This is a genomic window from Paenibacillus sp. Negev47 (genome assembly GCF_058313655.1).
In genome coordinates, this window is record NZ_CM177754.1 from 5,828,885 (window position 1) to 5,840,909 (window position 12,025).

Here is a 12,025-nt window from a genome sequence, read left to right on the forward strand (position 1 = left end):
AAAAAAGGATCCAATCAAAACATTCCGGGGGCAACAGCGATCGAAAGCCAAACTTTCTCGTAGCACGCTCAAACGCTAGTCTCCTCAAACTTTCCCGAAGCTCACCTCAAACGTTAAACTTTATTATCTTGTTAAACGTTTATAAATATCGACGTATCTTGCGGTTGTTGCTTCAACCACCTCTTGTGGGAGTGGATCAGGTTTACTGTTCTTGTCCCAATCGGTTCCGGCAAGAAAGGTGCGCACTGGCTCTTTATCCATGCTGTCGATCTCGATATCCAGCTCATAGTTCTCTTTAGCCCAGAAGCGTGAAGCATCTGGAGTGAAGATTTCGTCAATCAGGATGACCTTGCCATCCACGATGCCGAACTCGAATTTGCAGTCTGCTAGAATAATGCCACGCTGATCGCAATAGTCACGGGCGAATTCGTACAGGCGCAAGCTTTTTTCCTGAAGCTCCATTGCGAGTGCGTCTCCCACCAGTTCTTTCATGCGATCCATTGGAATGTCCTCGTCGTGACCTACATCATTTTTGGCTGCCGGTGTGAAAATGGGAACTTCGAGCTTGGCGTTCTTGCGAAGTCCATCAGGCAGCTGAATGCCATTCACTTCACCGCTTGTCTCATATTGTCTCCATCCACCACCAGTGATGTATCCACGCACGACACATTCAATATCAATGCGTTCCGCTTTGCGGGTTACCATGATGCGGTCTTTGAGCAATTTAGGGTTTGTGATGAGATCACCCAGTTGATTCACATCGGTATGCACCACGTGGTTCTCCATCATGTCACCCGTTAGTTCGAACCAGAAGCTGCTAAGTTTATTCAGTACGTTTCCTTTCTCAGGAACCGCCGGGTCCAACACGTAATCGAATGCCGAGATTCGGTCGGTAACCACGATCAGAAAATGTTCACCCAGGTCGTACAATTCACGTACTTTTCCTTTATATAACAGAGGTGCTTTAACGAGATCTGCCGCAGTGGACAGTGCCATGGGCTCACCTTCTTTCAGGAGATGTAAAGTATACGTCCAATTCCCCTCATCACGCAGGGCCACTCCGAATGCAGAAGAACCTTCCGATCGCTGTTATCCCCGGATTTTTCTGATCCCCTTTCTCAAGGGGAAAATCCTGTGATAAAGGCGAGCGCTTTGCTTCTTCAGGTTTTTTCTGCCTTCTCCGTTCCAGCGTGAACACATAATCAACCTATACTTTAGTTAGTAAAACTTGTTCTAAATTTGATAAAGGCGCAGCGTATGCTTCCGAAGTAGCTTTCTTTCAGAAAGCTTTTAGCTTAGCTTCTTCAGCTTATTTCTGTCCTCTGCGCTCTAGTGCTGAACCATCATTCTGCGCTATAGCCTATGGGAGTATATATTAATCGTTCAAGCCGAGCTTTTTGAAGATCGTATCCACGTGCTTCAGGTGCCATGACGGGTTGAACGCATCTGCGATTTCTTCTTCGTTCAGCACTTCCGTGATTTCCGGCGTGGATTTCACGATATCCTGGAACTGACGTTGTTCTTCCCATGCTTGCATCGCACGTGGTTGAACGGTATCGTATGCTTGCTCGCGGCTGAAACCTTTGTCGATCAGCTTCGTCATGATGCGACCGGAGAATGGTACCCCGTAGGTACGCTCCATGTTGCGTTTCATGTTCTCAGGGAATACCGTCAGGTTCTTCACGATGTTACCAAAACGGTTCAGCATGTAGTTCAGCAACATCGTTGCATCCGGCAGAATGATACGTTCTACGGAAGAATGTGAGATGTCGCGCTCATGCCAGAGCGTTACGTTCTCGTATGCGGATACCATGTGTCCGCGAATGACGCGGGACAGACCTGAGATGTTTTCACTCCCAATTGGATTACGCTTATGCGGCATTGCAGAAGATCCTTTTTGACCTTTAGCAAAAGCTTCTTCCACTTCACGGAACTCACTCTTCTGCAGTGCACGTACCTCAGTAGCGAACTTGTCCAGGGACGTTGCGATCAACGCCAGTGTAGCCATATATTCCGCGTGCCGGTCACGTTGCAATGTTTGAGTCGAGATCGGCGCAGGCTTCGTGCCCAGCTTCTCGCAGACAAACTCTTCGACAAACGGATCAATGTTCGCATACGTTCCAACTGCGCCTGAGATTTTTCCGTATTGTACATTGTCTGCTGCATGACGGAAACGCTCCAGGTTCCGTTTCATCTCTTCGTGCCACAACGCCATTTTCAGTCCAAATGTTGTTGGCTCTGCATGTACCCCGTGTGTACGTCCCATCATTGGTGTGTGCTGATAAGCCAGTGCTTTTTCACGAAGAATTTCAATGAAATTCACGATATCCTTTTCCAGAATCTCATTGGCTTGACGCAGTACATAACCCAGAGCTGTATCCACGACATCTGTGGAAGTCAGTCCGTAATGCACCCATTTCCGCTCTGCTCCCAGACTTTCAGATACCGTACGCGTAAATGCGATAACGTCATGACGTGTTTCCTGTTCAATCTCATAGATTCGGTCGATGTCAAAAGATGCGTTCTGACGAAGCAATGCCGCTTCTTCCTTAGGGATTACACCCAGTTCGGCCCATGCCTCACATGCACAAATTTCAACTTCCAGCCACGATTGGAATTTGTTTTCTTCTGTCCAGATGGCTCTCATTTCGGGTCTGCTATAACGTTCAATCATGAATTTGTATTCCTCCAGAGATTAGTTTGTTCAATCCATTGTAATCCTTCTTCAACATCCTGACAGAGCAGATTCACATGCCCCATCTTCCGTCCTGTTTTCGCTTCGGTTTTACCATATATGTGAAACTTGGGAATCACACCGAGTTCTATCGCTTCCGCATCAGGTTGCCCTGTTCTTGCGATAATGCCTTCCAGATGTTCTCCAAGCACATTGACCATAACGACCGGACTCAATAACGAAGTGTCACCCAGCGGTAGTCCGCAGATCGCACGGATATGTTGTTCGAACTGTGATGTTGCACAGGCTTCCATCGTATAGTGTCCCGAATTGTGAGGTCTTGGTGCCAACTCGTTGACGTACAGCCTTCCATCCGCCGCTACAAACAATTCCACAGCCAGCAGTCCAACAGCCTTCATCGATTCTGCCACTGCCGCTGCCAGTTTCTGTGCTTCAATCTGGATGTCTGCTGCGACTCTAGCCGGCACGATTGACGCATGCAAAATGTTGTTCACATGAATGTTCTCCGCTGGCGGGAACGTCTTGATCTCCCCATTTGTGCTACGCGCTACAACGACCGAAATCTCGCATTCAAACTTGATGAATTGCTCCAACACCAATTCCGCACCAGTAGCTGCAAGTTCTTCGTATGCCGCAACAGCCTGACTCGCTTCCCGGATGACCCGTTGGCCTTTGCCATCGTAGCCTCCAGTCACCGTCTTCAGTACACATGGAACGCCAAGTTCGCTTACAGCTGCAATCATTGTATCCGCACTTGTGATTTCCCGATAAGGCGCGACTCTTACTCCAGCCGCTTCAATCGCTCGTTTTTCACGCAACCGATGTTGTGTGGAGTACAATAACGCACTTCCTTGCGGAACGTAGGACTCACGTTCGAGTAACGCAGCGACTTCTGCATCTACATTTTCGAACTCATACGTAATGACATCGCATTGCCGAGCTAGCTCAAGCGCAGCTTTGGCATCGTCATATCCTGCTTCGATCTGACGAGCGATTTGACCACAAGGTGCATCCGAGGCGGGATCAAGGGTAACAAATCGATAACCCATTGCCGTGCCTGCGAGCGTCATCATGCGTCCGAGCTGTCCGCCTCCAAGAATGCCAATGGTTGTTTTCCCGGGCAGCAGGACTTGCTGTAGTTCTCCTGCTATACCGGATTGGTTCCCGGCTCTACTCATAGTTCTTCACTGCTTTCGAGTACTTCTTGTTTGATGCGCTCTCTTCGAGCTTCAGAGCGACGTTGGACATCCGGGTCAAATGCACCGATCATCTGAGCTGCGAGCAGCCCTGCATTGGTAGCTCCCGCCTTACCGATTGCAACGGTTGCAACGGGAATTCCGCCAGGCATCTGAACAATGGACAACAAGGAATCGAGACCATTCAATGCTTTGGACTGAACCGGAACGCCAATGACTGGAAGCATCGTTTTGGCTGCTACCATCCCTGGTAGATGTGCTGCCCCGCCTGCACCTGCAATGATCACCTTGAATCCCCGATCAATCGCTTGCTCTGCGTATTCAAACATCAAATCCGGTGTACGATGGGCGGAGACCACCTTTTTCTCATACCCAATCTCCAGCTCGTCCAGCACCTCGCATGCATGTTTCATCGTTTCCCAATCCGACTTGCTGCCCATAATTACAGCGACTTGCAGTGACATGAATACATCCAACTCCCGTCTGAGCTTTTTTGATTACATCTGGTATTAATGAATTCATTTTACATGTGAAATGAAAAAATCCGCTACCCGCGAAAACATCACATTTTCTCCGGACACCGGACTCCAAGAAATACGTATCCCTCATTTGGGCATGCCAAAAGGGGCTTGCTGTCCGCATCTAATTGCATGCGACTCTCAGCCGTATCTCCTCGTAGTCCGGAAATTTACGGTTCCCGGGTAGATACTTCCGGGCCCTATTCCCGGCGTTATACGAGCAAATATCTATTCAAACCAGCTTGATTCGTTTTGTTATATCTTATTACACATTTCGTTCCTACTCGACCTTATTCTTACCTGATCGACACATCTAACATTCTAACAATCCCCTACAGCTAATGTCAACTTAAAGACGAACATTTAACATATTGACAAATATAATGTTCGGGAATTGCTTCATTAAATTCACTTAGTCATCCATTTCATCCCATAAAAGAAAGCCGGCTCCTCTTCAATCTCTCGAAGACAACCGGCTTCCTGCTTTTAGTGTGTTCACACACTTCATCTATTATTTTACGATTAGTACTGGAACCTGAGCATGCTGAACTACATTGTGACTGACACTACCCAGGACAAATTCCCGAATTCCACCCAGTCCGCGGCTACCAATAATAATGATATCAGAATCATTTTCTTTGGCAAAATCAAGCAGCACTTCTGCAGCAGCCCCTTGAATCAGGTCTACGTTGGCCGTTACACCAGCAGCCTGGATTCGCTCTTTCGCTTCATCCGTCGTCTGTACCGCCAGATTGTAATAATCATTATTAAGTGAAGGTGGCAGCGGGGCCAACCCCTCACCAATGAATATACGCGGGAAATCAAAAGCATGAATGACATCCAATACAGCGTCCGGGGACACTTTGGCTAGCTCAATCGCACGATCAAGTGCTTTATTTGAAGCTTTGGAACCATCATAAGCCACTAATATTTTGGAAAATAACATGTGAATCCCGTCCCTTCCTTTATATGTAGAACACGCGAAGCAAGCTTCGGTCTGACATCCAATAAACTAACAGATAAATAACAGGAACCATATAACTCCTTAAACGTTCGGGAGCTATTATGAACCATTCATACTAATAAATTTACATATCAGACCAAGCAACGATACACCTTTCACTCAGCTGGAAGGAATGGTTACGCATGTGCTCCATGTGTTCATTGAATAAAGTAACCATAGATTACTGCATTCAGGAACAACAACAACGGAATACCAATGGTGAAGCTGGGATGTTTGGTTTTGTGCCTCTTTCGATACATCGCGATCCAGACTCCCAGAGCTCCGCCTATAAATGCAAGCAAGAATAACGTCCGTTCAGGTGTACGATCACGACGTTGCTGTGCACGCCTCTTATCATCCGACATCACCAGATAACCAACTACATTAATAAATAGAAACCACAATATAAGTCCAGTTTGCATAAAATTCTAGCGGTCCCCCTATCCCGGGACATCTCCCTGTCTCCATTATAGTCCTCAGCAGAGACATGTTCAACGCGGGCAGGGAACCGCATCATTTTGAAGAGACACGCTTGTTAGATCGACAGTTTAGATAATTTTAGGACTCCTGCTTGGGAATACCATTCAGACTTGGCACTCTTTTGGCTGCTTTGGCTGGACGAACAGCGATGTTCTCTTCCCGAATGCTATCTTTGTTCTGCTGGTTATGGATCTTTTCAGGTTTGTTATGCGGCATATGGGTATCACCTCCTTGGCTTACGTTGCCTGAAAACAGAGGATCTTATACCGCATCACATTGTATGATTAGGGATACGCACAGCAATCACTCTCCATAACGTCAGTTATTCGCAACTAGCGTGAAATGCATGATACGATCCCCACTACCTCAGAGCTTGCTCTACTTTCCCTTTTTCTCCATAGCCGCCTTCAGCAGATCTCCAAGGTTAGACCCAATGGACTCCTGTTTCGCATATTGTTTCACCAGCTTTTGCTGATCCCGCTTATTCACATGCTGTTTGTCCTTATCCAATGTTTCTGTAATACCGCATGGTAGACATTGCACGTATAGCCCCGCCTTGCCTTCTTTGATTTCCATCTTTTTGTGGCACTGCGCACAACGACGATTGGACATTCTTTTCTCTGCCGAACGACGATAACCGCAGTCCTCGGTAGGACATACAAGGAATTTGCCACGCTTGCCCTTCTTCTCCAGTAATCGTGCATTACAGTCCGGGCAATGGCTATTCGACACATTATGTGGCTTATACTCCGCTTTGCTTCCTTTCACCGTAGACACAAGCTCTTTCGCCATTGAACGGATACTATCCAGGAATGGTCCTGGTTGCCCTTGCCCACGAGCGATGCGTTCCAATTCAGCTTCCCAGCGGGCCGTTAGATCCGGTGTACGCAGCTGCGGAGCAGCCAGTTCAATCAACTGTTTTCCTTTGCCGGTTGGATGCATGCTGTTGCCTTGACGATCTATGGTATCGGAACTAACCAGCTTCTCAATAATATCCGCTCGTGTCGCCGGAGTACCCAGCCCATACTTCTCCATTTGGGAAAGTAAAGCAGCTTCGGTATACCGTTTGGGCGGCATCGTCCGGCCACTTTTAATATGACAACGCTGAACTGTCACGGACTGTCCCTGCTGCACATCTGGCAAAAGCGCACGCTCATGGTCGGATGTATCATCAGCCCGGTCATCGTCATCATCGCTGTAATCACCGCCGTAGACTTCACGCCATCCACTTTCTTTCACCGTTGTGCCTTTGGCATGAAATGAGTCGTTCCCCACCTGAACCGTGATCGCAACCGAATCATACTTCGCTGCCGGATAGAACAGGCTGATAAAACGGCGTACGATCAGATCGTACAATTTCCGTTCCTCGGGGTTCAATTGATTCAGAAGCACCGTCTGCTCCGTTGGGATAATCGCATGGTGATCGGTCACTTTGCTGTCATCTACAATACGTTTGGTGATATTCAGATTTTTGCGCAGCAAAGGACGTGCGAGCGATGCGTAAGGTCCAATGGCTACACTGTCCAGCCGTTCCTTCAACGTTGCTGTCATATCCGAAGTCAGGTACCGACTGTCCGTACGCGGATATGTCACAAGCTTGTGTTGTTCATACAAACGTTGCAGGACATTTGATGTTTGCTTCGCCGAGAAACCGTATTTCCGGTTGGCATCCCGTTGCAGTTCCGTCAGGTCATATGCCAGTGGATGTGGTTCTACCTTCTCGCTTTTCTTCACTTGAGCAATCGTGCCCTTACGCCCGTCTACCCGTTTCTTTAATTCCTGAGTTTCTTGAGGGTCGAAGATTCGCGAATCTCCTCCAGCCGCCCGCCACACAGCCTGAAAACCTCCCAGATCTGCCGTCAATGTCTCATACTCCTGCGAGCGGAAACCGTTAATTTCATTTTCCCTGTCCATAATCATGCCCAAGGTTGGCGTCTGAACCCGCCCAGCAGATAACTGTGCATTAAAACGAACGGTTAGTGCCCGTGTCACATTAAGTCCAATCATCCAGTCGGCTTCCGCCCGGCAACGTGCTGATTCGTAGAGACGGTCGAACTGACTGCCTGGCTTCAGCGATGCAAATCCGTCTTTGATCGACTTATCCGTCTGGGATGAAATCCACAGGCGCTTGAAAGGTTTTTTCCACCCCGCCATCTGCATGATCCAACGGGCCAACAATTCTCCCTCACGGGCCGCATCCGTCGCAATGACTAGCTCACCTACATCCTGACGCTTCATCAGCTGTTGGACCGCTTTATATTGATGGTTGGTCTCTTTGAGTACCTTCAGTTTCGTACGGTCTGGCAAAATTGGTAAGTCCTCCAGATTCCATGTTGCATACTTCTTATCGTAATCCTCCGGCTCAGCTAATCCAACCAGATGCCCAAGCGCCCAGGTAACGATATATTTCGGGCCTTCCATATAACTTTTATGTTTATCACGCGCACCCATGACTCTGGCTATTTCGCGTGCTACCGATGGTTTTTCTGCGAGTACTAATGTCTTCACTTCATATCTCTTCCTCTCTGATCAAACCTTATGTCACTTTTATTCTATCTTTTCATTATATCATTTCGTGGTAAAGGTATGCTCTGTCTCCGTTCTTGCCTGTCTATTTCAGCATCTAGCCTCATCAAGTGTAACATACATGTTATATTTAGTAACCCATACGACTTTAATAGTTTTCCTGAGTACACGTAATCGGAAGCATCCATAAGAATTAATACTATAAAGTATTGATGTATACGTTTTTTTGGATAAATATAAACATTGTAAGATTACCTAACATAACTATAGAATGTGTCAAAAGCATATAAACCAGATTAACGAACACACACATCAATGGGACACACACATCAATGGGACACACGAAGGGAGCGTGGATGCATGACTTATCATGGATCTGTATTGAAAAAAAGTGGGGCTTTGTTATTGGCGGGAGCTGTTGTTGCCACAACATGGGGAGGAACAGTTCCATCGGCATCCGCCGCAACGGCAACGCCTACGAGCAAAACTACGGTTGCAGCTGTAACCTCAGGTAAAGCGCCTGCGACTGCCGCAGCATTTGCTAAGGCCATGGAAGAAGCCGCAACACTTGCAGGTGTTCCTTTTACCATGGACAAGCTCTCTGGCTCAAGCGTGCAACGTAAAGATGCTGCGGTCGCCTTGCAACAATGGCTCGAACTTGATTCTACTGCGGAATCATTCAAAGATGTTCCAGATCAAGCTTCCTACGCGGGTGCTGTCGGTGCATTGAATACCGCAGGTTTAATGAGAGGTTATACCGAATCCCTCTTCCTTCCAAACGCTGTGCTTACGGAGAATGATCTATCTGTACTGAAAGACCGAATTTATAATTACATAAAACCGTTTGTCCTGGAGGAAGCAACCATCATGGATCTCCAGGCCGCTATGACGCAAGGGAAACTGACATCGAAAGAGCTGGTTCAGAAATATCTGGACCGCATTGAAAAATACGATGATCAAGGTGTAAGCATAAACGCCGTATTAACATTGAACCCGGATGCACTCCAAATTGCGGAGCAGTTGGATGAAGAACGTGCAGCTCAAGGTGCTCGTGGACCTCTGCATGGCGTTCCGATTCTGGTCAAAGATAACTTCGATACCAACGATATGCCGACAACCGCAGGCTGTATCTGTCTGAAAGATTCCATTCCTGCTCACGATGCTGAACAAGTGAAGAAACTCAAAGCAGCTGGCGCCATTATTTTGGGTAAAACCAACCTGCATGAATTCGCATTTGGCATCACGACATCCAGCTCATTGGGTGGACAAACATTGAACCCTTACGCCCTGGACCACTATCCAGGTGGCTCAAGCGGTGGAACAGGTGCTGCCATTGCATCTAACTTTGCTGCAGCTGGCATGGGTACAGACACTGGCGGTTCGATCCGAATCCCGTCCAGCTTCAACAGCCTTGTGGGTATCCGTCCAACCATCGGACTGTCCAGCCGTGAAGGCATTATCCCATTGGCTTTGACACAGGATGTAGGTGGACCTATGGCTCGTACGGTTAGTGATGCTGCAATCATGTTGGATGCTACAGCCGGATATGATAAAAAGGATGTGGCTACAGCTTACGCAGTTGGAAAAATCCCTACCAGCTATACAGACTTCTTGGATGTAAACGGGTTGAAAGGTGCACGCATAGGTGTGGCCACAGAACTCATCCCAAGTACCAAAGCTGAAGAAAAAGCCGTAGCTGACGTGATCAACACAGCTGTGGAAGAGCTGAAGTCACTAGGTGCTACCGCAGTTCCTATTTCCATCCCCAACTTGGCTGAGATCAACAAATACCCAAGTCTCAGCGGATATGAATTCAAATTCCAACTGAATGACTATCTGGACTTATTGGGTGCAGATGCTCCATATCACAGTCTGTCCGAGATCATCGCTTCCGGAGAGTTCGACAGATCTCAGGAGCAATCCATGAAGACGCGGGATGCTCGCCAAACGTTGGAGACTACCGAATATAAGGATATTGTTCTGAAGCGTACCCAAGTTACACGTGAGTCCCTGCTTAAAGTTATGGCAGACAACAACCTGGATGCTATCATTTATCCTACGTCTACACAGGCTGCTGGTGTTATTGGTGAAGGGCAATCATCAGGTGGTAATAACCGACTGAGTCCTTTCTCCGGCTTCCCGGCGATCACGGTCCCTGCTGGTTTCACAACCGATGGTTTGCCTGTAGGTATGGAATTCCTTGGCCGCGCCTTTGATGAAGGAACCTTGATCAAGCTGGCTTACAGCTACGAACAAGGAACTCATCACCGCCAAGCCCCTAAGCTTACGCCATAAAGCATTTATGGTATTAAGCAATTCGTGTTAACTCAAAAAGAAACATAGCCATAATCGCATTCCTTCAAACGAACTACCTCACAAAAGAGACCACCTTCTTCATGTCTACATGAAGTCCGGTGGTCTTATATTTTTTCTATTTATCTTTGTTACATATTGTTTAAGTCATTCTAACCCCTATCCGGCACGCCCCATTTGAGCACCAGACCTGCGTAAGTCAAGCCACCGCCAAAGCCAAAGAGGGCTACGCTCTGTCCTTCTTTCAACTTCCCTTCATCTACTGCAAGTTGCAGCGCCAGCGGAATGGAAGCGGCAGATGTATTCCCACGATACTCGACACTGGTTAACGTACGTTCCAAGGGAACAGGTCCACGTTCGCAAACAGCCTCAATCATTCTCATGTTGGCACTATGCGGGACAAACCAGTCAATCTGCTCAGGACTTAATCCAGCTTTCGTTATAAGGTTACCCAATTGCTCTGGAATCGTCCGTACAGCCCACTTATAAATCTCTCGGCCATTCTGAACTAAACAACCTTCACCCTGTAATGGTACACCATTCATCTCTGAAGACAGGCCACTCTTATAGAGATGTACACCACCATCTCCATGCGTACCTGATATGGCTGCCATAAAGTCACCTTCTCCAGCCGCCGATCTCTCCACCAGAAAGGCTCCCGCTCCGTCACCAAACAATACGCAGGTCGTGCGGTCCGTGTAATCCGTAATTTTGGATAAAGTCTCTGCTCCAATAACCAGTACTTTACGGTACATTCCACTGGTCACCAGACTATCGGCTAGCTGTAGCCCGTAGGTAAAACCAGCGCATGCAGCATTTAAATCCAGTACGCCCGTGTGTGGGATTTTAAGGTTAGCTTGTACCCTGGATGCTGTACTTGGAAAAGCATATTCAGGTGTGCTGGTAGCCACAAGGATCATGTCCACATCTTCTACACTTACTTGGTAACGGTGTATCATGTCTTCCACAGCCTTCGTAGCCAGGTCAGATACATATTGATCCTCAGCTGCAATTCTCCGTTCTCTCATGCCTGTACGCTGTACGATCCATTCGTCACTTGTCTCGACCAATTTCTCCAGATCAGCATTCGTTAATATTCGATCCGGTACATACGTCCCCATTGCCGTGATGGTTGCCTTTGATTGATGATTCATACCGGTACTCACCTCATTTGTTTTTTATTATTATAGCACTAAGTCTTAGAACTTGGTACTAATTTATGAAAAGACAGCTCAGAGTCAATCTTGCCTTCAAGTAAAATACAAGATACATCTGCTTGTGGAAGGATGGAAGC

The 12,025-nt window shown here is 47.5% G+C and carries 10 protein-coding genes and 1 riboswitch; of the genes, 1 reads left to right on the forward strand and 9 read right to left on the reverse strand.

Going from position 1 to position 12,025, the window contains the following annotated elements; all coding sequences use genetic code 11:
• Positions 1 to 123 precede the first annotated feature (123 nt).
• The 8 genes from AC4G47_RS26245 to AC4G47_RS26280 form a co-directional block, all read right to left on the reverse strand.
• A complete protein-coding gene (locus AC4G47_RS26245; protein ID WP_491103511.1) occupies positions 124 to 996 on the reverse strand; it encodes a phosphoribosylaminoimidazolesuccinocarboxamide synthase in 873 nt (290 codons plus the stop codon).
• 379 nt (positions 997 to 1,375) lie between these two features.
• A complete protein-coding gene (gene purB, locus AC4G47_RS26250) occupies positions 1,376 to 2,674 on the reverse strand; it encodes an adenylosuccinate lyase (protein ID WP_047840491.1) in 1,299 nt (432 codons plus the stop codon).
• Positions 2,671 to 3,873 (reverse strand): 5-(carboxyamino)imidazole ribonucleotide synthase, encoded by a 1,203-nt coding sequence (gene purK, locus AC4G47_RS26255; RefSeq protein WP_491103514.1) that lies wholly within the window; start codon positions 3,871 to 3,873, stop codon positions 2,671 to 2,673. Before purK ends, purB begins: the two co-directional genes overlap by 4 nt.
• Positions 3,870 to 4,355, reverse strand: a complete 486-nt coding sequence (gene purE, locus AC4G47_RS26260; protein ID WP_017690699.1) for a 5-(carboxyamino)imidazole ribonucleotide mutase — start codon at positions 4,353 to 4,355, stop codon at positions 3,870 to 3,872. The genes purK and purE overlap by 4 nt, the downstream gene beginning before the upstream one ends.
• A 192-nt stretch (positions 4,356 to 4,547) precedes the next feature.
• Positions 4,548 to 4,649: riboswitch (purine riboswitch) on the reverse strand.
• A gap of 271 nt (positions 4,650 to 4,920) precedes the next feature.
• A complete protein-coding gene (locus AC4G47_RS26265; RefSeq protein WP_105405782.1) occupies positions 4,921 to 5,355 on the reverse strand; it encodes a universal stress protein in 435 nt (144 codons plus the stop codon).
• Positions 5,356 to 5,570: 215 nt separating this feature from the next.
• Positions 5,571 to 5,834, reverse strand: a complete 264-nt coding sequence (locus tag AC4G47_RS26270; protein WP_017690702.1) for a DUF1294 domain-containing protein — start codon at positions 5,832 to 5,834, stop codon at positions 5,571 to 5,573.
• Between the two features lie 136 nt (positions 5,835 to 5,970).
• The gene (locus AC4G47_RS26275) at positions 5,971 to 6,108 is read right to left on the reverse strand and encodes a hypothetical protein (RefSeq protein WP_186327993.1); all 138 of its coding nucleotides are present in this window, start codon (positions 6,106 to 6,108) and stop codon (positions 5,971 to 5,973) included.
• Between the two features lie 162 nt (positions 6,109 to 6,270).
• Positions 6,271 to 8,400, reverse strand: coding sequence for a DNA topoisomerase III (locus AC4G47_RS26280; protein ID WP_491103516.1), 2,130 nt, complete (start codon positions 8,398 to 8,400; stop codon positions 6,271 to 6,273).
• A 378-nt stretch (positions 8,401 to 8,778) separates the two neighbouring features.
• Between AC4G47_RS26280 and AC4G47_RS26285 the strand changes: the two genes are divergently transcribed.
• A complete protein-coding gene (locus tag AC4G47_RS26285) occupies positions 8,779 to 10,713 on the forward strand; it encodes an amidase family protein (protein WP_491103518.1) in 1,935 nt (644 codons plus the stop codon).
• 170 nt (positions 10,714 to 10,883) lie between these two features.
• Here the strand turns inward: AC4G47_RS26285 and AC4G47_RS26290 are convergent, their stop codons facing one another.
• Positions 10,884 to 11,885 (reverse strand): ketoacyl-ACP synthase III, encoded by a 1,002-nt coding sequence (locus AC4G47_RS26290; RefSeq protein WP_491103519.1) that lies wholly within the window; start codon positions 11,883 to 11,885, stop codon positions 10,884 to 10,886.
• Between the last annotated feature and the right edge of the window lie 140 nt (positions 11,886 to 12,025).

Bases quoted from the DNA above. Each gene is read 5' to 3' on its own strand.
- AC4G47_RS26245 (WP_491103511.1), bottom strand. From the start codon at position 996: ATGGCACTGTCCACTGCGGCAGATCTCGTTAAAGCACCTCTGTTATAT.
- purB (WP_047840491.1), bottom strand. From the start codon at position 2,674: ATGATTGAACGTTATAGCAGACCCGAAATGAGAGCCATCTGGACAGAA.
- purK (WP_491103514.1), bottom strand. From the start codon at position 3,873: ATGAGTAGAGCCGGGAACCAATCCGGTATAGCAGGAGAACTACAGCAA.
- purE (WP_017690699.1), bottom strand. From the start codon at position 4,355: ATGTCACTGCAAGTCGCTGTAATTATGGGCAGCAAGTCGGATTGGGAA.
- AC4G47_RS26265 (WP_105405782.1), bottom strand. From the start codon at position 5,355: ATGTTATTTTCCAAAATATTAGTGGCTTATGATGGTTCCAAAGCTTCA.
- AC4G47_RS26270 (WP_017690702.1), bottom strand. From the start codon at position 5,834: ATGCAAACTGGACTTATATTGTGGTTTCTATTTATTAATGTAGTTGGT.
- AC4G47_RS26275 (WP_186327993.1), bottom strand. From the start codon at position 6,108: ATGCCGCATAACAAACCTGAAAAGATCCATAACCAGCAGAACAAAGAT.
- AC4G47_RS26285 (WP_491103518.1), top strand. From the start codon at position 8,779: ATGACTTATCATGGATCTGTATTGAAAAAAAGTGGGGCTTTGTTATTG.
- AC4G47_RS26290 (WP_491103519.1), bottom strand. From the start codon at position 11,885: ATGAATCATCAATCAAAGGCAACCATCACGGCAATGGGGACGTATGTA.